General features: G+C 44.9%; 18 protein-coding genes. 16 read left to right on the forward strand and 2 right to left on the reverse strand.

Annotated features, from left to right (window positions below; translation table 11 throughout):
• Positions 1 to 18 precede the first annotated feature (18 nt).
• The 13 genes from DXD11_RS09540 to DXD11_RS09600 all read left to right on the forward strand — a co-directional run bounded on the left by DXD11_RS09540 (position 19) and on the right by DXD11_RS09600 (position 15,122).
• Positions 19 to 870 (forward strand): PHP-associated domain-containing protein, encoded by an 852-nt coding sequence (locus DXD11_RS09540; protein ID WP_117549317.1) that lies wholly within the window; start codon positions 19 to 21, stop codon positions 868 to 870.
• 23 nt (positions 871 to 893) lie between these two features.
• On the forward strand, positions 894 to 2,315 hold the full coding sequence (locus DXD11_RS09545) for a sodium-dependent transporter (protein WP_055280491.1): 1,422 nt from the start codon (positions 894 to 896) through the stop codon (positions 2,313 to 2,315).
• A 126-nt stretch (positions 2,316 to 2,441) separates the two neighbouring features.
• The gene (locus tag DXD11_RS09550) at positions 2,442 to 3,410 is read left to right on the forward strand and encodes a tRNA dihydrouridine synthase (protein WP_118758266.1); all 969 of its coding nucleotides are present in this window, start codon (positions 2,442 to 2,444) and stop codon (positions 3,408 to 3,410) included.
• A gap of 11 nt (positions 3,411 to 3,421) precedes the next feature.
• On the forward strand, positions 3,422 to 3,784 hold the full coding sequence (locus DXD11_RS09555; RefSeq protein ID WP_117549311.1) for a YccF domain-containing protein: 363 nt from the start codon (positions 3,422 to 3,424) through the stop codon (positions 3,782 to 3,784).
• Between the two features lie 561 nt (positions 3,785 to 4,345).
• On the forward strand, positions 4,346 to 6,097 hold the full coding sequence (aspS, locus tag DXD11_RS09560; protein WP_118758267.1) for an aspartate--tRNA ligase: 1,752 nt from the start codon (positions 4,346 to 4,348) through the stop codon (positions 6,095 to 6,097).
• A gap of 244 nt (positions 6,098 to 6,341) precedes the next feature.
• Positions 6,342 to 6,557 carry a purine biosynthesis protein PurH gene (locus tag DXD11_RS09565; protein WP_118758268.1) on the forward strand — a complete coding sequence of 72 codons (216 nt, stop codon included), beginning with the start codon at positions 6,342 to 6,344 and terminating at the stop codon, positions 6,555 to 6,557.
• A 122-nt stretch (positions 6,558 to 6,679) separates the two neighbouring features.
• Positions 6,680 to 7,564 (forward strand): hypothetical protein, encoded by an 885-nt coding sequence (locus DXD11_RS09570; protein WP_118758269.1) that lies wholly within the window; start codon positions 6,680 to 6,682, stop codon positions 7,562 to 7,564.
• A 162-nt stretch (positions 7,565 to 7,726) separates the two neighbouring features.
• On the forward strand, positions 7,727 to 8,428 hold the full coding sequence (locus DXD11_RS09575) for a response regulator transcription factor (protein ID WP_118758270.1): 702 nt from the start codon (positions 7,727 to 7,729) through the stop codon (positions 8,426 to 8,428).
• 2 nt (positions 8,429 to 8,430) lie between these two features.
• A complete protein-coding gene (locus DXD11_RS09580) occupies positions 8,431 to 9,465 on the forward strand; it encodes a sensor histidine kinase (protein ID WP_118758271.1) in 1,035 nt (344 codons plus the stop codon).
• Positions 9,466 to 9,615: 150 nt separating this feature from the next.
• Complete coding sequence (locus DXD11_RS09585) at positions 9,616 to 12,024, forward strand: ABC transporter permease (RefSeq protein WP_158579433.1); 2,409 nt, start codon at positions 9,616 to 9,618, stop codon at positions 12,022 to 12,024.
• Positions 12,025 to 12,039: 15 nt separating this feature from the next.
• A complete protein-coding gene (locus DXD11_RS09590) occupies positions 12,040 to 12,705 on the forward strand; it encodes an ABC transporter ATP-binding protein (RefSeq protein WP_118758273.1) in 666 nt (221 codons plus the stop codon).
• A 54-nt stretch (positions 12,706 to 12,759) separates the two neighbouring features.
• Entirely contained in the window at positions 12,760 to 13,704 is a 945-nt protein-coding gene (locus tag DXD11_RS09595; protein ID WP_118758274.1) for a COG1361 S-layer family protein, read from the forward strand.
• A gap of 41 nt (positions 13,705 to 13,745) precedes the next feature.
• Complete coding sequence (locus DXD11_RS09600; protein ID WP_118758275.1) at positions 13,746 to 15,122, forward strand: ABC transporter permease; 1,377 nt, start codon at positions 13,746 to 13,748, stop codon at positions 15,120 to 15,122.
• Positions 15,123 to 15,410: 288 nt separating this feature from the next.
• Here the strand turns inward: DXD11_RS09600 and typA are convergent, their stop codons facing one another.
• Positions 15,411 to 17,237 carry a translational GTPase TypA gene (typA, locus tag DXD11_RS09605; RefSeq protein ID WP_118758276.1) on the reverse strand — a complete coding sequence of 609 codons (1,827 nt, stop codon included), beginning with the start codon at positions 17,235 to 17,237 and terminating at the stop codon, positions 15,411 to 15,413.
• A gap of 369 nt (positions 17,238 to 17,606) precedes the next feature.
• Here typA and DXD11_RS09610 point away from each other — a divergent pair, with 369 nt between their 5' ends.
• The 3 genes from DXD11_RS09610 (at position 17,607) to DXD11_RS09620 (ending at position 18,815) form a co-directional block, all read left to right on the forward strand.
• A complete protein-coding gene (locus DXD11_RS09610) occupies positions 17,607 to 17,981 on the forward strand; it encodes a hypothetical protein (RefSeq protein ID WP_118758277.1) in 375 nt (124 codons plus the stop codon).
• The gene (locus DXD11_RS09615) at positions 17,978 to 18,439 is read left to right on the forward strand and encodes a hypothetical protein (RefSeq protein ID WP_118758278.1); all 462 of its coding nucleotides are present in this window, start codon (positions 17,978 to 17,980) and stop codon (positions 18,437 to 18,439) included. The genes DXD11_RS09610 and DXD11_RS09615 overlap by 4 nt, the downstream gene beginning before the upstream one ends.
• Positions 18,440 to 18,539: 100 nt before the next feature.
• Positions 18,540 to 18,815 carry a hypothetical protein gene (locus tag DXD11_RS09620; protein WP_118758279.1) on the forward strand — a complete coding sequence of 92 codons (276 nt, stop codon included), beginning with the start codon at positions 18,540 to 18,542 and terminating at the stop codon, positions 18,813 to 18,815.
• Positions 18,816 to 18,919: 104 nt separating this feature from the next.
• Here DXD11_RS09620 and hslO read toward each other — a convergent pair whose 3' ends face one another.
• Positions 18,920 to 19,804: an Hsp33 family molecular chaperone HslO gene (gene hslO / locus DXD11_RS09625; RefSeq protein ID WP_118758280.1), complete on the reverse strand. Its 885-nt coding sequence runs from the start codon at positions 19,802 to 19,804 to the stop codon at positions 18,920 to 18,922.
• Positions 19,805 to 19,865 lie beyond the last annotated feature (61 nt).

Raw genomic sequence — 19,865 nt, forward strand, 5'->3', positions numbered from 1 at the left:
ATCAGAGGAGATGGTCACATGAACAGAGTAAGATTTGACATGCATTGTCATACGGCTGAGGGATCACCCGATGCCAAAGTAAAGATTCTTGATTATATTGATCTGTTAAAGCAGCGTGGTTTTCACGGAATGCTGGTCACAGACCATGATTCATATTCCGGATACAAAGCGTACTTAAGGCAGAAAGATAAGGTGAAGGATTTCACTGTGCTCAGAGGTATCGAGTATGATACGTTTGACTATGGACATTTCCTCATCGTACTGCCATCAGATACACCTGAGGAGGTGTACGACCTGTTTGAACACAGGGGCATGGCGCTTATCAGGGTGATATGGCTTGTGCACGAGTGCGGCGGTATACTTGGCCCAGCTCATCCATTTGGCGAGAAGTTCATGAGCTTTGGCAGCACGAGAAGGCTTGGCATGATAGAGCACAGACTATATGCACAGCATTTTGACTTCATAGAGGGATATAATTGCTGTGAATCAGCCAAGAGGAATAAGATGGCCAGAAGGCTTGCGTCATACTATGATATACCTGTTTTGGGTGGAAGCGATGCCCATAAGGAGAACTGTGTCGGACTTGCAGGTACATATCTTCCGGATTATATACATTCGGAGGATGATCTGATAAATTATATAAATGACGGCAATCATCCCGAGGTTGGCGGAAAGAGATACCCGAAGACCTTGAAGGACAAGATAGGACCTGCCGGCAAATTCCTGACGTATGGATTTTATTTATACAATATATATGGCGCATTCCGAAATTATCCTGCGAGATGTCGTGCATACTTTGCGGCATCGGCAAAACTGAAGGCAAAAATGAAAAGTAACTGTTCAGACAGGGGACTGGATAGCAAAAAATAAAAGCAAAAACAGAAAGGGCGATTATGAATAAGAAGGAAAGAAGTAATTTTACGGGGACGCTGGGCTTTGTTATGGCAGCAGCGGGAAGTGCGGTAGGACTTGGTAATATATGGAGGTTCCCATATCTTGCGGCAAAGGACAACGGTGGTGTGTTTATACTTGTGTATATAATACTTGCGCTTACATTTGGATTCACACTGCTCACAACAGATATTGCAATAGGAAGAAAGACTCGGCAGGGACCGCTCACAGCTTATGGTCTTATACATAAGAAGTGGAAATGGCTTGGCGGTCTGGCGTGGATCGTACCGGTCATAATCCTTCCATATTACTGTACTATCGGAGGATGGGTTCTGAAGTATATGACAGCATATTTTACAGGTCAGACAGAGGCTGCCACTGGTGACGGTTATTTCACCGGTTTTATAACAGCCCAGACTGCGCCTATAGTATTTGCACTTATATTCCTTACGGCCACAGGCGTTGTCGTATTCTGTGGTGTTGAAAAGGGAATAGAGAAGTTTAGCAAGGTGCTCATGCCGATATTGGTAATTCTTATAATTGGAATTTCAATCTATTCACTGACGATCAAGCATACCGGTGATGATGGTACGATCAGAACAGGAATTGATGGACTGAAGGTATATTTGATTCCTGATTTTAAGGGAATGACATTCAGGGATATATTCATGGTTGTAATGGATGCCATGGGACAGCTCTTCTTCTCGATAAGTGTCGCTATGGGTATCATGGTTGCGTATGGCTCATATGTTAAGAAGGATGTTAACCTTATGAAGTCGATCAATCAGATAGAGATATTTGACACGGCAGTGGCTTTCCTTGCTGGTCTGATGATAGTCCCTGCGGTGTATGTGTTCTCTGGAACGGAAGGCATGTCAGCGGGCCCTGGACTTATGTTCATATCTCTGCCAAAGGTATTCAATGCCATGGGTAAGGTCGGAACAGTCATCGGAGCCCTGTTCTTCATCATGGTTACATTTGCGGCGATCACATCCTCAGTATCGGTCATGGAAGCGATAGTGTCAGGACTTATGGATAAGTTCCATCTCACGAGAAAGAAGAGTGCGGTCATAACAACTGTATATGCGGTTGTCGGAATGTTGGTCGTATGTTTCGGTTACAACATATGGTACTTTGAGCTCAAGCTTCCAAATGGAGCTACAGCCCAGATCCTCGATGTGATGGATTACCTGAGTAACAACATCTTCATGCCGCTTGTGGCTATCCTGTCATGTATACTTATCGGCTGGGTAGTGAAGCCTAAGACGGTTATAGACGAGGTTACAAGAAATGGCGAGAAGTTTGGAAGAAAGAAGCTCTATATTGTCATGGTAAAGTTTGTGGCACCAATACTGCTTGCATTGCTGCTTCTCCAGTCATTTGGAATTGACTTTGTACAGTTTGTTACAAATCTGTTCAAATAGAACAATATAGTTTATAATGTAGAGGCGTTTGTCATGTGAGTGATGAAGGCCTCTATATTTTTGTCATAAGGAATGTCATTGCAGGATATTTATACCGGGTTTACGGATTTAATGGGAGAATGATGGATGAACAACAGGGATGATTTGATATATCTTGCCCCGATGGAGGGGATAACAGGATACATATACAGAAATGCACATCACAAATATTTCGGCGGCGTTGACAAATACTTTATGCCGTTCATTGCCCCGGCGAAAGGACGTCCTCTCAGAAACAGGGAACTAAGGGATGTGCTGCCGGAAAACAATCAGGGGATAAATGTGGTGCCGCAGCTTCTGACCAACAGCGGCGAGGGATTTGTGAAGGCCGCAAAGTTCCTGAAGGAGCTTGGATATAACGAGGTGAATATCAATCTCGGCTGTCCGTCAAAAACTGTTGTCACGAAGTATAAAGGCTCGGGTTTGATATACGATACGGAGAGGCTTGACAACTTCTTATATGAAGTATTTGCCGCCGACGTGATGGATGTGTCTATAAAGACCAGAATAGGAAGAGACAGTTCTGTGGAGTTTGAGGATATCATAGAAATATATAAGAAGTATCCGATAAGTGAGCTGATCATACATCCGAGAATACAGACGGATTTCTACAAGAATACGCCAAACATGGAAGTGTTTGCCGAAGGTGTGGCTTCATATGGAAGACCAGACACAGTGTGCTACAACGGAGATATAAACAGTGTGGTGGATTATGACAGGTTCACGGGCGATTTTCCTGATATAAGTAAGGTTATGATAGGCAGGGGGATAATAGCTGATCCTTGTCTGGCGGAGCGGATAAAGGAAGAGTGTGGCGACAGTACATATGACTGGAACAGATTTTTCATATTCCACGATGAACTTTACAGGAATTACTGTGAGTCGGATGTGGGCAGGGGCAACACGATGTTCAAGATGAAGGAGCTGTGGGCTTACTGGTCGAGGCTGTTTTATGATGTGGAGGGAGCTGAGAGGGCTCTTAAGAAGATCCGGAAGACTAGAGATAATGGTGAGTATGAGGCGGCAGTCAGGATGCTGGCTGCACTGTGCAGATAGGAGATGATATCATGGGATGTCTTGGAAATTGTATATGGTTTTTATGTGGCGGAATATTGAGCGGACTTTCGTGGGGGGCAAGCGGGGTGCTGTGCTGTATAACGATAATAGGGATTCCGATTGGGATGCAGTGCTTTAAGTTTGCAGGACTTGCATTCTTTCCATTTGGAAAAGAGATAGTGTATGGAGGCGGGGCTGGCTCGCTGATCGCGAATATCATATGGCTGCTCTGCTGCGGAATACCTATGGCGGTAGAGAATGCCTGCCTGGGGCTGCTGCTTTGCATAACGATAGTCGGAATTCCATTTGGGCTTCAGTTCTTTAAGATCGCCAAGCTGGCGCTCATGCCTTTTGGTGCAGAGATTGTGGGATGATGGTGGAAATATACATAAATATAGTTGACAGAACTTGAATCACTAGAATATAATAATGTGGCGTCAGATATGTGCTGACGCCATATATAAGGCAATGACGAAGAGAAGTAGCATAGATTATCGCCCACAGAGAGCCGGTGGTGGTGGGAGTCCGGCGGAGTGAATATATGTGAATAACACTTTACCAGCCGCAAGCTGAAAGATATAGCCCATAGCGGGATACGTGTTTTATGTCGAGTAGGGGAGCCGTAGCTGCACGATACGCAGAGAGGTCATGAGCAAGGTGACTGAGAGGGACTGGGACGCGATGCTTTGAATATACGAAGATCGTGTAACGGTAAATCAGGTGGTACCGCGGACATTAAAGCAGACAAGTAACCGACAGGTAGTTTGAGAGAGCTTATGTTCGTCCTGAATATTTGCATATGTATATGTGCATCTGATTCAGGATGAACATAAGCTTTTTCTATTTGCAAGAGAAATAACAGCCAGTGCGTAATCCTGAAAAAGCCAAAGTGGACATAAAGCCACAGGCAAATAGTAAAGAAAAGGAGAGAACAGATGACAATCGAGAACATTTATCGTAACAGAACAATGAACGAGATCACTGAGGGCGATGTGGGAAAGACACTTAAGGTTGCCGGATGGGTAGAGAATATCCGTGACCATGGTGGAGTATCATTCATCGATCTGCGTGATATGTATGGCGTGCTCCAGGTAGTAATGAGAGACACATCACTGCTTGACGGAATAACAAAGGAGGATTGTGTATCAATCGAGGGTATCGTTGAGCACAGAGATGAGGAGACATACAATCCTAAGATCCCTACAGGTACTATTGAGCTTGAGGCAAAGACTGTAGAGATACTTGGCAAGGTATATAAGCAGATTCCATTTGAGATCCAGACATCCAAGGAGACACGTGAGGATGTGAGACTCAAGTACAGATATCTTGACCTCAGAAACAAGAAGGTTAAGGACAACATGATTTTCAGAAGCCAGGTCATCAGCTACCTTCGTCAGAAGATGACTGAGATGGGATTCCTTGAGATCCAGACACCTATCCTCTGCGCATCATCACCTGAGGGTGCAAGAGATTACATCGTGCCATCAAGAAAGTTCAAGGGCAAGTTCTATGCACTTCCACAGGCACCACAGCAGTACAAGCAGCTCCTCATGGTATCAGGATTTGACAAGTACTTCCAGATTGCTCCTTGTTTCAGAGATGAGGATGCGAGAGCAGATCGTTCACCTGGTGAGTTCTACCAGCTTGACTTTGAGATGAGCTTTGCAACACAGGAGGACGTATTCAAGGTTGGAGAGGAAGTTCTCTCAGCAACATTTGAGAAGTTTGCACCTGAGGGCGCAGTGGTTACACAGGCTCCATATCCTATCATCAGCTACAAGCAGGCTATGCTTGAGTTCGGTACAGATAAGCCTGACCTCAGAAACCCACTCAGAATAATAGACCTCACAGACTTCTTCCAGAGATGTACATTCAAGCCATTCCATGGCAAGACAGTGCGTGCCATCAATGTACACAAGAAACTTTCAAAGGGACAGCATGAGAAGATGCTCAAGTTTGCACAGAGCATCGGCATGGGCGGTCTTGGATACCTAGAGATCCTTGAGGATATGTCATACAAGGGACCTATCGACAAGTTCATTCCTGATGATATGAAGGGTGAGATCGCAGAGCTTGCAGGCCTTCAGCCTGGAGATACTATTTTCTTCATCGCAGACGTGGAGGAGCTTGCAGCGTCATTTGCAGGACAGATCAGAATTGAGCTTGGCAACAGACTTGACCTCAACGAGAAGAACGCATTCCGTTTCTGTTATATAAATGACTTCCCAATGTACGAGTATGACAAGGAGAGCAAGAAGATCATCTTCACTCACAATCCGTTCTCAATGCCACAGGGCGGACTTGAGGCGTTAAATGAGAAGGATCCACTTGATATTCTGGCTTACCAGTACGACATCGTCTGCAACGGTATCGAGCTTTCATCAGGCGCTGTAAGAAACCACGATATGAAGATCATGGTCAAGGCATTTGAGATCGCAGGATACACAGAGGATGATCTGAAGGAGAAGTTCGGAGCACTCTACAATGCATTCCAGTTCGGAGCACCACCTCATGCAGGTATGGCTCCTGGTGTGGACAGAATGATCATGCTTCTCAGAAACGAGGAGAATATCAGAGAGGTCATCCCATTCCCAATGAATGGAAATGCACAGGATCTTATGTGCGGAGCACCTGGCGAGGTTACAGAGCAGCAGCTCCGTGAGGTTCACATTAAGGTCAGACAGTAAAAAGGCCGGACGGCACTTGTGATTTTTAGACTCGAATATGAAGACATATATACAAACACATTCAGCTACCCTCACTTCAGCTGGCTTACATCTGCGTGATGTTTCAGCCGCGATAAGGGCGCTGCGGCTTTCACATCAGCAGGTAAGCGCTGAAGATCAGTCGCTTTCACTATCGTTTGTATATATGTTTCATATTCTTCGTCAGAAAACTACAAGTGCTTGTTTTTATTGCGAGGAGGTTTTTATGGCGGAATATCTTATCAAGGATACGACCAGGCAGGAGAGGGAGCAGATAGTTGCTGATTCTCTGGGGAATATTGACGCTTACTGTGATGGCTGTATGTGTGGTATCACAGAGATGTACCAGGATTATATTGACGGGAAGAAAGAGCTTCGTGAGATAAATATGGAGTTCAATGCGAGATATGTTCGGGATGAGGATATGGATGGACGGAAGTAAGCATATGGTGACAACTTTAATAATAAGTATGTGGCAGAGCTGGAAAAGCCATGTTAATATGGACATACAGTTAGTTGGTTTACATTACATCAATAAATAAGAATTAAAAAGGGGAAATTTATATGGGAATACGAAAAGAAGTATTTATAGTTGCTGCGATGCTCTCCATTATGGCGTGTACGGCCTGTGGAAATTCAGGTGGAAATGTTTCAGAAACAAATGGTGCGGAGACCTCGACCGGTGTGGAGAGCGGAATAATAGAGCAGCCACAGGTCATGTATGATGGACACATCTATTATTACAATGCAACCGGAAGAGATGAGAAATTGCCGGAAGGATACGAGATCGCGGGAACGATAAAAAAGGTCGACAGCAAAGACTATCCTGCAGAGAATTTTGCGGCAGCAGGCGTGGATCTTGAAGCTGGACAGGAAATATATATCAGCACAACTGAGAAGAATGTCATTTATCTGAAATATGACAGCGGATATGCGAGGTTTGAGAGAAGTCCTGAGGATGCTGCAGCGGAAGAACAGGATGAGACGGAGGTTGCAGAGAAAGAGAATGAGATAGAGGGGAATAGTGAAATGGCAGATAATATGGATGATGCTATGGCAGAAAATTATGGAGAATATGGATTTGGAGAAGACGGAGAATTCGACTTTGACAGTATATTTGGGATAGATCAGCTTGACCTGAACTACGAGGCACATGTTGCAGGATTTGACGGAGAGAGCTTTTTGTATAGTGTGCATATTGATGGCGGTGTCACAGATGAGAAGGTAGATGAGATCCAGCAGGTGATGGCGGATTATTCTTCACAAAATGGTGATGAAGAAAACTATATGGGGTATATTGATATATATAAGGGCGAAGACCAGATAATGATATACCTTGATCTTGGCGGCGTATCAGAAGAAAATAGCAACATGGCGGTAACGGGTATACTGAACGCACTTAACAGTGTCTCAGGTATAAAGAGTGTTATCATAAACGAAGAGATGTAGAAAAAAGAAAACATGTGTGAAAAGTCTATGATGTTTGGACAAAATATCATGGACTTTGGGCTACGGAGATATCGCCACGGTCGATGAGGCGATAGATATGATAAAGGGCAAATGATATCTATGTATTTGCCATAAGGGGATTGATCAGGTTGGAGGTACGCAATGGACGGAAAGACAATATTGCTTGTTGAGGATGACAAGGCACTGGCCATGGGGACGGTGTTCGTGCTGGAGGCCGAGGGTTATACAGTGCGGCATGCGGTAAATATCAAAACAGCGGGAACTATGCTTGACGATGCGGTTGATCTTATCCTTCTGGATGTCATGCTGCCGGATGGAAGTGGTTATGACTTCTGCCGCAGTGTGAGGGACAGAGGAATACAGATCCCGATAATATTCCTCACGGCGATGTCGGAGGAGGTGAATATAGTCCAGGGGCTTGAGCTCGGAGCGGATGATTATGTTGCCAAGCCTTACAGGCTTAAGGAGCTTTTGTCAAGGATAGCGGCCAATCTCAGAAGATATGATATGGCTGGCAGGGCGCCACAGGAGGCGTATACATTTGGCAGGCATAGATTTGTGGTGTCGGAATTCAGACTTTATGATGGGGACAGACTCGTAGACTGTACCCAGAATGAACTGCGTCTGCTCAAGGAGCTTGTGTCAAATGAAGGAATAGTGCTGTCCAGGGGCGCACTGCTTGACAGACTGTATGACATGGACGGTGTTCTTATAGATGACAATACGCTGTCTGTGTATATGAAGAGACTCAGGACAAAGCTTGGTGCTGATGCGTCGTGTATAGAGACGGTCAGGGGCGTTGGATACAGGTTCAGTAAGAACGGCAAAGCGACAGGGGAGTAGTTATGAAAAGCTCGTATGAGAGAAAAAAATACATATACAGTTTTGTGTGGATAAGCATTGCCGCTCTGTGTGTTCTGACGGTATGGTTCTATATCGCATTTGGCGGGAATGTGTTATATACGGCGATGTCAGCAGGGCTTATTGCTGTGGTGATGATACTTCTGTTTATTGCCGGCTACAGACAGATTGACAATGTATACAGAGAGGTTGAGAACATATCTGATAAGATGATCACGGTTATGGATGACCCTGACAGTGTGGCTGAAGAGGAATTCAGACAGGGTTCCGTGGGGATACTGTACACGAACTTTTATAAGATGGTATCATTTCTGAGAGAGAGCCGGGAGAAGGAGCTCTCAGAGAAGATATTTCTCAGGGATATAATATCCGACATATCCCATCAGCTCAAGACGCCGCTTGCATCACTGAATGTATTTGTGGATATGCTTCTTGATGATAAAGTTACAGATCCGGAGAGAAGAAAGCAGGTGCTGGTTGAGGCACAGAATCAGCTCTCAAGGATGGAGTGGATGGTTCTGTCACTGCTCAAACTTGCAAGGATAGAGGCGGGGGCCATAGAGTTTCAGAAGCAGAGCTGGAATCTGGACGTCATCTGCTCACAGGCTGCGGATGGGGTAAGGTATCTCACAGACAAGCGCGGACAGAGAGTGATCATAGACTGCAAAGGTGATATGAAGCTGGAGTGTGATGGTGACTGGCTGACAGAGGCCATTCTCAATCTGCTCAAGAACGCTTCGGACTACTCGGAGAAGGATACGGAGATCTCGCTTTCGGTGGAGCAGAACGATCTGTTTACGAGAATATACGTGAGAGATCATGGCATCGGCATCCCGGAAAATGAGCTCCCGAACATCTTCAAGAGATTCTACAGGGTCAACCAGGAGGTCAATCCGAACAGCGTTGGAATAGGCTTGTCGCTCACCAAGTCCATTGTTGAGGGCATGGGTGGACGGATAACAGTGAAGAGCGTGGTTCATGAATATACATGCTTTGAGATAACATTTGTACATATATAGTCTGTGCTGGACTGGGATATCTGACTTATCTTACTAAACTGTAAGAAAGAAAATTTATACAGTCACCAGACAGTAAGAAAGAGGTGGTACTATAGCATCATAGAAATGCTGAGTATCATCTTTTTTTATTATATACAGGGAGGTTTAGATTTGGGGGATTACAAGAAACTGGCAGTCAAATACCTGAAGGCCAACAGGGCGAGGAGCATAATTACGATAATAGGTGTGGCAATCACAGTCATGGTGCTATACGGGGGACTGAATTTGGCCTATTCCTATCTGCTTAATGCGAGGGAGGAGACAAGGCAGGAAAAGGATTACGAGTTTGTCCTCATGACAGAGAGCAAGGCGCAGGCAGAGCAGATAGCGGCGGATTCACAGATAGAAAAGGCGTACATAGGCAAATATGAGTACACGGATTGGCAGGTCGATGAGCAGACTGGCAGCAGTACACCGGTGAAGACGCTCTACAGAAATGCCGTCTATGCCACAGGCGACAATCCATTCCATATGGAAAAAAACATGGACGAGATCATGGACAGATATGGAGTCAAGGCGGAGCTCAACGTGGATCTGGCGGTGCTTTATTTCCAGGAGGGGACAACGGATGGATCGATGCTCATGGTCGTTGTGTGGCTGATACTGCTGATCGCATATATATTTGCCATATTTGCGGTTGGAATCATAAGGAACACCGTGCAGATGTTCATGATGGAGCAGATAAAGGACTATGGAATACTCCGGTGCATAGGATCGACAAAGGGGCAGCTCAAGAAAATAATTTACCTGATGGGAGCAATGCTTGAGTGCGCCGGAATTGTTATAGGTGTTATTGTTGGAGGATTCATAACACTGATAGTTGGTGCATTTGCAGGCGTGAGCGCGGGATACCATCTGATAGCGGCCGTTCCGGTGCTCATATGTTATCTGGGTGATCTGTATTTTGTAATGAGGGATAACAGCAAGATCATAGTGAAGATGACTCCTATAAGTGCAGTGAGGGGACAGTTCAGGATAAAGACAGGGCGTATACGTACCAGGGGAAAGGGCCTGATGGGAAGGCTGTTTGGTATTGAGGGAGAGTATGCGAGAAAGAGTGTCCTGAGGAACAGGGGACGGTATGTCAAGACGATCGCATCGCTTTCGGTCAGCATCGCGGCATTGGTGGCGGTGGTGAGCGTATCCGGTGCGCTTGACAAAGCCGTTGAGTTCCTGGACGGTGAATACGGAACATATCAGGTTCAGGTATATGAGACGCCGTCACAGCTTCAGGACATAGATTCCGTGGAAGCCGGGCTTCCGGACGCTGAGAGCCTGCAGAGAATCGCAGATAACAGATATACCCTTGCAGCAAGAAAGGTCTATGCGGCAAATGTATATGTGGCGGATATCGATGAGCTTTATTCCAAATACAACGATGCTTATATAAATACGACCATGTATGGAAACATGCTGGAATCTTACAAGAAGATGTATGAAAACGACAAGTCTCTGGCTATGGGAAGGATGAGACTTTCGGGTATTACATTACATGGAATGGATGCTTCGGGGATGAAAGATCTCTCACAGTATCTGGTGGACGGCACTGTGGATGTGAGTGATCACGGAATCGTGGTAGTCACAGGGGGAAGTTCTGCATGGAGTGACGATGATGAAGACAGTCTGACTTACCAGACATTGGAACATATCCAGGTAAATGATTACAAGGTAGGGGATACGATCGCTTTCGTCAACACGGACAAGCTGTTCACCGAGACTCAGAAGGCTATAGAGCAGGCAGGTATAGCCAAGACCGGGGGAGACAGAGCCGATGACACTATCGCTGACCCGGATGCCGAAAAGAGAATAAGTATTGCAAATGAAGTGTATGACAGACTTGTGGCTGAGGGGGACTTCACGGCATACACGGTGGAGGGAATACTTGACCTGGGAGACATGCTGACAGGTGAGAGTGGGATACAGGTGTACACTTCCGTGGATAATTACCTGGCGGAGACGGGATATACTCCATGCCAGATATCCGGCATGGAGTATCAGATCGATTCCACCAGGATAACGAACAGAAGCATAGACGATATGGTGAGCTATCTGTATACAGATACGGGGGCATTTGATTTTTATATGTATGTTGAAAACCTCAGGACGTTCCAGAGCTTCAAGGAATTTAACCGTGTCATACTCATGATAGCTGCACTTGTATTTGCACTGGGAGCTGTAAACATCATAAATGCAACGGCGGGTAATTTGCATATGAGACGCAAGGAATTTGCACAGCTCAGGGTTATCGGTATGTCGAGAAAGAGACTTATAAAGACTGTGTTGCTCGAGGGAATCATGACGGCATTCTGGTCAAATATATTGGGAATATTGATCGGTACAGGCATTTATTATGGCGAGTATTATTTCATAAGACTGATGTTCCAGATGAGATTTGCGCCATCGGTGACAGCCATTGTGGTGGGAGTGGTGTTGTCGACGATATTGGTATTTGGAAGTATATTGATCCCGCTCAGAAGACTTCCTCAGAGTATGGCAGAGGATCTTACACTTGAGGAATAAAGGAGGAGGAAAGTTATGGAAATAGTAAAGATGGAGCATGTGACCAAGATATACGGCGAAGGTGACACGAGAGTGTGGGGACTTGACGATGTTAGTCTTACAATAGACAAAGGGGAGATCGTCGCCATAGTGGGGGCGTCAGGTTCAGGCAAATCGACAATGCTGCATGTCATGGGCGGTGTGGACACACCTAACAGCGGAAACGTGATTATAGATGGCAAGGACATAACCAGACTGTCAGATGAGGAAATGTCTGTGTTCAGAAGGCGCAAGATAGGCTTTGTATTTCAGGCATATCACCTTATCCCGGTGCTGACCGTCGAGGAGAACATAAGGATGCCGATACTTCTTGACCACAGGAAGCCGGACAGGGATTACATAGACCACATCATAGAGATGCTCGGCCTCAAGGACAGAAAAAAATATCTGCCAAATCAGTTATCCGGTGGTCAGCAGCAGAGAGCAGCCATAGCAAGAGCTCTGGCAAACAGACCGGCACTTGTGTTGGCGGATGAGCCTACAGGAGCCCTGGATTCAAAGAATGGAAATGAAGTCATTACACTGCTGCAGGATTCGGTGAAGAAGCTGAACCAGACACTTGTGCTCATCACACACAACATTGATCTGGCGAGGGAAGCGGACAGGATAATAAAGATAGCCGATGGAAAGATAGTGGAGTGATAAAAGAAAATGTCTGATAATTGTGAAGAGATGTCTTGATAGGGGGATGGACAAGTGTACAAAACAAATAAGTTGACTATAGTAAAAAATATAAAAAAATTCATGGCATTGTTACTTGCGGTGATCGTTTGTATGTCTGCATTTTCTTTCAATATGGTAGCCGAGGCGTCACAGCCAAAGGTCATGGTGGTGGATTACCAGATAGTGCAGAAGGAGATATTTTCCGGACAGGCATTTGACCTCAAGGTCACCATAAAGAATACAGGCAGCAGATATGTTGACAATCTCAAGATATCCGTAACATCTGACACAGGGGATATAGTTCCTGCGGAAGGGGCAGGAAACGGCTTCCTTGATGAACTTCCAAATGGCGAGGAGAGTACATTTACATTCAAGCTCAGAGCTGCGGATGGACTGGCGGAGAAAAGCTATAAACTCAGCGTGGTAAATGAATATGACGATATATGGGGAAATCCGTATTCTGCTACAGACGTGATATATCTTCCTGTAAAGCTTGCGCAGAGGGCTTCTCTCACGGATCTGTATGTGGCAGATGATGCGGTTCTCGGGGATTCGGTTGAGATAGTCGGAAGCGTGAACAATCTGGGTGCCGGCATGCTCTACAACGTAAAGGCAAAGCTTCAGAGCTCTTATATGGAGGAGATTGAGACGTATATAGGCAATATAGAGTCTGGAAAGAGCGGAAGCATAGATATCCTCACGAATGCCGTGGCGACGACTGCTGCGAGCGGTGATATGTCAAAGGTGATAGTTACATATGAGGACAAAGAGGGGAATGAGACGATGATTGAGGGGAATTTCAAGGCGACTGTGGAATCTCCGGTGTATGACAATGTAGAGAAGATAAAGGACAGCACAAAAAGCAGTGGTAAAAAGGTGTTATATAGTGTAATTGCTGTGGTTATAGTGATAGCTCTGTTATGTATATGTGCAATAAGAAAGCACAGGAGAAAAAAGGAGATTCTTGATGAATTTTAGATTCCGGTCACGGGGAGAGAGTTTATAAGGAGATAGATTGTATGGGGTGGATATGGCATTTGTGTCTTATGAATATGAAGAGAAGAAAGATCAGAATATTTCTCACCGTTCTCGGCGTGATGATAGGTGTTATATCGGTTGTAGCACTTCTGGCTGTGGGAATCGGAGTCAAGAACGAGATGATAGATTCTGCGGTTGCAAGTGGAAGTGTCAACCAGATAACGATATACAGTGAGACCGGAAGTAAGCATAAGGATCGAATGATAACGGACAGAACGATATCTACATTGACAGATCTTGCAAATGTGGATGGTTGTTATCCTCTGTATGAGGTGCCTGTGAGTATGAAGTATGGGGAGTATGAATACTTTGGCAATCTTGTGGGTGTGCCGGGAAATGAGCTTGATGGCTGGAGTCTGGCCTATGGGGAAAACAGCAATTCTTCACATGGGACACCTGAACTGATCTCGGGCAGCAGTGTGGGCAAAATGTTCTTCAATCAAAAGATATTTGACAGTTACGAGAAGAGAGAGAATAAGAGTATTGCATCCCTTGTCGGAAAGAGATTTGACACGACCGTCGGATGGAGCGGTGAAAGTGACAGGATATTCAAACTGAAGCTCACCGGGGTTTTATCTGATGGAGATACGGATAACAGCTCTGACAATGCTTCTGCTGACACTTCTTATGACAGCGCAGTTCAGGATGAAGAGTCTGACGAATCGCTGGACATCTCTGACAGCTACAGCGAGAAGTCTCAGACGATATACTGTGATATGGATTCACTGAAAAGCCTGCTCAGAAAGGTCAGCGCCGATGGCAAGCTGTACGGTCAGCCGGTGGATGGCAATGGCAACAGCTACCGTGAATTTGTCTACACATCAGCGGTGGTGATCGTAGATGATATAAATAACGTCGATGCGATGGTAAAAAAGCTTCAGGACATGGGGTATCAGACAGAGAATTCCAAGGAATATCTGGACACGATACAGAAGTACCTCAAGATGATACAGCTTCTTCTCGGCGGAATCGGAATGATAGCACTTATTGTGGCTGTCATAGGAATAAGCAACACCATGACGACCTCTGTATTCGACTGGGTAAACGAGATCGGTATATTGAAGGTCCTCGGCTGCGACATAGACGAGCTCAGACTTCTGTTCCTCATGGAGGCCGCAGTGATAGGACTTGTCGGAGGCATCCTCGGAGTATTATCCTCCTACGGAGTGAGAATAGTGGTGAATAAAGCCGCCGTCTCCATGTTCAACCTTGCAAAAGGAACCCAGATAGCCATGATCCCATGGTGGCTTGCACTGACCGGAGTCCTCGGCTCCGTGATCCTCGGAGTGGCAGCAGGCTATTTCCCAGCAAGATGGGCCTCAAAACTAAGACCGATAGACGCCGTGACAAGGAGGTAAAAGGTCACAAAATTATCGCAAACATAAAGAAAAAGCCAGAAAGATACAAAAAACAGAAAAGCCCTATAAGAAAGTAAATTAGCTCGTACCCTGTAAGGGTGTGGGGCCATCGTTAGCGAAGACTCCTGAGCTTTGACGCTTCTTGCCGAGGCGTAGGCAGCAACGACCTTATCGCTGCCGAAGCCGAGTGCATATAGAAGCAAGTCAAAGTTCAGGAAGTCGAGCGTGATGGATCCACATCCTTACAGTGTACGGGCTTCACTATCTCAAAGGACTTTTAGTCCGTCCTTATTTCCTGTTGGCTCTGTAACGGAGAGTATGGTCAAGAATCTTCTTACGGATTCTGAATGACTTTGGTGTGATCTCCAGGAGCTCATCAGTGTCGATGAAATCAAGTGCCTGCTCAAGGCTCATGATCTTTGGAGGTGAGAGCTTAAGCGCATCATCCGATCCTGAAGAACGGGTGTTGGTAAGCTGCTTCTTCTTGCAGACATTGACCTCCATGTCCTCAGCACGAGGGTTCTCACCGACAACCATACCAGCGTAAACCTCCTCACCAGGTCCGATGAACAGGGTACCACGCTCCTGTGCATTGTACAGACCGTATGTGATGGAAGTACCTGACTCGAATGCGATGAGTGATCCCTTTGATCTGTAGCTCATGTCACCCTTGTATGGAAGGTACTCGTCAAATGTTGTGTTGATGATACCAGTTCCCTTTGTAGCTGTCATGAAGTCGCCACGGAAACCGATAAGTCCACGGGATGGAACAGAGAACTCAAGTCTTGTGGTTCCGTTTCCTGTAGGAGCCATTCCCTGCAGCTCACCCTTTCTCTGGTTCAGCATGTTGATGATAGTTCCTGCGAACTCATCAGGTACATCTATATAAGCAATCTCAAATGGCTCAAGCTTGTGTCCAAGCTCATCCTCTTTGTAGATAACCTCAGCCTTACTTACTGCAAATTCATAACCCTCACGTCTCATGTTCTCGATAAGAACTGAAAGGTGGAGCTCACCACGTCCTGAAACCTTGAATGCCTCAGTTGTGTCAGTCTCCTCAACTCTGAGGCTGACATCAGTGTTCAGCTCTCTGAAAAGTCTCTCACGGAGATGTCTTGATGTGACGAACTTGCCTTCCTTGCCTGCGAGAGGAGAGTCATTTACCATGAAAGTCATGGCGATGGTTGGCTCTGAGATCTTCTGGAAAGGAATTGGATCAGGATTCTCAGGGGAGCAGAGTGTATCACCGATCTGTACATCTGTGATACCTGAAACTGCAACGATTGAACCAATCTGTGCTTCCTTAACTTCAACCTTGTTAAGACCATCATACTCAAAAAGCTTTCCAATACGAACCTTCTCAAGCTTGTCAGGATCATGCTCATTTACGATGACGAGATCCTCATTTACCTTGAGGACACCGTTGTCTACCTTGCCGACACCTATACGTCCAACGTACTCGTTGTAGTCGATGGTGCTGACGAGCATCTGAACACCTGCTTCTGGATCGCCCGTAGGAGCAGGAATATAATCAATGATAGTGTCGAACAGAGGCTTCATGTCTGTGCCTGGCTCGGATGAGTCAAGTGTTGCATAACCGGACTTGGCAGAAGCAAATACAAATGGGCAGTCAAGCTGATCCTCATTTGCATCGAGCTCGATGAGGAGCTCAAGAACTTCGTCAACTACCTCGTCAGGACGTGCCTCAGGACGATCACATTTATTTACACATACGATAACTGCAAGATTAAGCTCAAGAGCCTTCTTCAGAACGAACTTGGTCTGTGGCATAGGACCCTCAAATGCATCAACAACGAGGATTACTCCGTTTACCATCTTAAGAACTCGCTCAACCTCACCGCCGAAGTCTGCATGACCCGGAGTATCAATGATGTTGATCTTGGTGCTTCCATATGTTACGGCAGTATTCTTGGAGAGGATAGTGATTCCTCTTTCACGCTCGATATCGTTGGAATCCATGACACGCTCAGCGACCTCCTGATTGTCACGGAACACACCGCTCTGCTTTAAGAGCTCGTCTACAAGTGTTGTTTTACCGTGGTCAACGTGGGCGATGATAGCCACATTTCTGATATCATCTCTTGTTATCTTCATAATTTTCACTCTTTCTTTCAAATTTAGTCTACTTTACAACGGTTAACATTCTAGCATAGTGAAAAAACCAATGCAATAATGATAATGTACAAAAATGTAGTAAAAAAGAGGGCAAATACTAACAGATTATTGTTAAAGTCTGTGTATCAGATGTGTATATCTAATATAATTCAAATCGGGATATAGTTCTTATTGCTTTAAGCTTTTGAAAGTGTTGATTTTCATATATTACCAAAATATAATGTAAGGAAAAGTATAATGATCTATGCTACAATTTAGAGGTGTTTAATAAAATAATATGGCGTTTTTAGCAGGCTCTATTTATAATTGATCATGAAAAATATACTAAAAAGGGTGGTAACATTAGTTTTGGCGCTGGCTCTTATAGTGGCTATAATCCCGGCAGACAATGCACAGGCGGCAACAGGCAGAACTGGCTTAAAAGGGGCGTCAAATGGCTATTATTACTGCTACAAGAATGGAAAACAGGTTAAGAAGACCGGATGGGTTATAGTGAATAATAACATGAAGGTAAAGCTGACCTCATCTTACAAGGTTCAGTACAAGCAGCTCAAGAAGGGAACAAAGACCTACGTAAGCAAATATGTGGCATCAAAGAAGAAGATTGTTAATCTCGATCGAGTTTACATAATGTTATCAGATAAGAAGCTTCATTTTGTGTCAAAGAATGGAGTGCTGATTAGAAAGAAATCCACAGTCAGCGATAAGAGTGGAAATACATGAAAAAGGCAAAAAGACTCTATAAGTATAGCTATGCAAAGAAGAAGTGGGTTCTTCAGAAGAACACCTCATGTAAAATAAACGGTAAAACATATTATTTTGACAAGAATGGTAAAGTAACAACGCAGGCTCCGACAACCGAAAAGACGACAGAAGCAGCGACAAAGCATACTCATAATTGGCTTGTCAGCGATCAGACCTACGGGGAGAGAAGAATATGCAACATATGTGGGGCGGATATAACTGGTATATCAGCAAAACAGCATATAGCTGATACAGCAGTTAAAACTAATATAGGCACAAAGGACGATCCTGTATGGGCTGATGTTAGTAAATGCAATGGTTCAACTCATACCGAAACATATGTTACATCAACCACATGGATATGCTCAGGCTGTGACAAAGTAGTTAAAACGAATGGTGAGGATATGCCCAAAAAAAATTTAGAAAATCCAGAGTAAAACACCATGTTGTATTTTGAAATCTTATTATGTAGGCGTATTTGAGAATTATAAACAAGATAATGATTATGGTTGTAGACAATATAATTAGGAGACAACAATGTTTACAGAAAAGGATATTGAGCAAGTTATAGAGATATATGAGACAAGAGGCATTGTAACCAGAGATGATTTTGGCAACATGGATTCGAGACCTTTATCAGAAGAAGTGTATGATGAAATGCAACGGAGAGGTTACGATAATGTTATGATGACAGAAGCTCATTTGCCTGGGTATGCTGATTATTCCCGTGCAATCTATAATGCAGATAAATATACGTTTAAAGAGGCTGATGAGTATTTGATTAAAAATGTGTTGCACGAATGGAAATTATAGTATTATAACAGTCAAACTGGATAGCGTTTATAATTAAACAGATATAAAGTATGGTCTAAAATGCCTGCGATGTAACAATATACATCGCAGGCATTTTCGTGCATTTATCTGGCGGCCGCCTTGAGCAGCATCTCCTTAAGTTCATCAGGTGAGAATTTGTAGTGTGAATTGCAGAACTGGCAGTTGACCTCTATAGGCTCACCCTCTTCAAGAAGACTTGCGATCTCTTTTTTGCCAAGGCTGAGTACCGCATTGTAGTATCTCTCCTTGCTGCAGTTGCAGTGCCACTCGGTAGGCAACTCATCGGTCACTACAACGTCATATCCTTCAAATACATCCTTGATGATGTCAAGAGGAGTCTTGCCCGCATCGAGGAGACTGGTGATAGAAGAGAACTCGTTAAGTCTCTTCTCAAGAACGTCTATGAGCTCGTCCGATGCAAATGGCATGAGCTGGATGATGAATCCGCCCGCCTGCTTTACTGTGTTATCTTTTTCCATGAGGACGCCGAGAGCAACTGATGTAGGGATCTGCTCTGATGTTGCAAAATAATATGTCAGATCCTCGGCAATCTCACCGGATACGAGCTGTGTCTGGCCGACATAAGGCTCCTTGAGACCGATATCCTTGATAACTGAAAGCACGCCGAGATCAAGTGCCTTGGCAACATCCAGCTTACCCTTGTCATTTGCGTGAAGGATAACGTTTGGATTGTTGACATATCCCTTGACTCTTGAATGTGCGTCTGCAGTTACAGTCAGTCCGCCGATAGGACCGTTGCACTGGATCTGAAGTGTGAGTACGTCAGATTCGTTCTTGCACTGCGCTCCCATAAGCGCGCCTGCTGTGAGCAGTCTTCCAAGGGCTGCTGTAGCCACAGGGCTTGTGTTGTGGATAGATCTTGCAGTCTCCACGATATCTCTTGTTGTTCCGGCGAAGAATCTTACCTGATTGTTCGCCGCCATACCTCTTATTATATGATCGCTCATGTTGTATACCTCGCTATTCTATGTTGATTAGTTTTGTTACATTTTGAAATCTGTCCGGTTA

It is taken from the genome of Coprococcus sp. TF11-13 (assembly GCF_003481085.1).
Taxonomy (GTDB): Bacteria; Bacillota; Clostridia; order Lachnospirales; family Lachnospiraceae; genus Coprococcus; species Coprococcus aceti.

What these genes read in the sequence shown, in the direction of transcription:
- DXD11_RS09540 (WP_117549317.1), top strand. Translation starts at nt 19, where the DNA reads ATGAACAGAGTAAGATTTGACATGCATTGTCATACGGCTGAGGGATCA.
- DXD11_RS09545 (WP_055280491.1), top strand. Translation starts at nt 894, where the DNA reads ATGAATAAGAAGGAAAGAAGTAATTTTACGGGGACGCTGGGCTTTGTT.
- DXD11_RS09550 (WP_118758266.1), top strand. Translation starts at nt 2,442, where the DNA reads ATGAACAACAGGGATGATTTGATATATCTTGCCCCGATGGAGGGGATA.
- DXD11_RS09555 (WP_117549311.1), top strand. Translation starts at nt 3,422, where the DNA reads ATGGGATGTCTTGGAAATTGTATATGGTTTTTATGTGGCGGAATATTG.
- aspS (WP_118758267.1), top strand. Translation starts at nt 4,346, where the DNA reads ATGACAATCGAGAACATTTATCGTAACAGAACAATGAACGAGATCACT.
- DXD11_RS09565 (WP_118758268.1), top strand. Translation starts at nt 6,342, where the DNA reads ATGGCGGAATATCTTATCAAGGATACGACCAGGCAGGAGAGGGAGCAG.
- DXD11_RS09570 (WP_118758269.1), top strand. Translation starts at nt 6,680, where the DNA reads ATGGGAATACGAAAAGAAGTATTTATAGTTGCTGCGATGCTCTCCATT.
- DXD11_RS09575 (WP_118758270.1), top strand. Translation starts at nt 7,727, where the DNA reads ATGGACGGAAAGACAATATTGCTTGTTGAGGATGACAAGGCACTGGCC.
- DXD11_RS09580 (WP_118758271.1), top strand. Translation starts at nt 8,431, where the DNA reads ATGAAAAGCTCGTATGAGAGAAAAAAATACATATACAGTTTTGTGTGG.
- DXD11_RS09590 (WP_118758273.1), top strand. Translation starts at nt 12,040, where the DNA reads ATGGAAATAGTAAAGATGGAGCATGTGACCAAGATATACGGCGAAGGT.
- DXD11_RS09600 (WP_118758275.1), top strand. Translation starts at nt 13,746, where the DNA reads ATGGGGTGGATATGGCATTTGTGTCTTATGAATATGAAGAGAAGAAAG.
- typA (WP_118758276.1), bottom strand. Translation starts at nt 17,237, where the DNA reads ATGAAGATAACAAGAGATGATATCAGAAATGTGGCTATCATCGCCCAC.
- DXD11_RS09615 (WP_118758278.1), top strand. Translation starts at nt 17,978, where the DNA reads ATGAAAAAGGCAAAAAGACTCTATAAGTATAGCTATGCAAAGAAGAAG.
- DXD11_RS09620 (WP_118758279.1), top strand. Translation starts at nt 18,540, where the DNA reads ATGTTTACAGAAAAGGATATTGAGCAAGTTATAGAGATATATGAGACA.
- hslO (WP_118758280.1), bottom strand. Translation starts at nt 19,804, where the DNA reads ATGAGCGATCATATAATAAGAGGTATGGCGGCGAACAATCAGGTAAGA.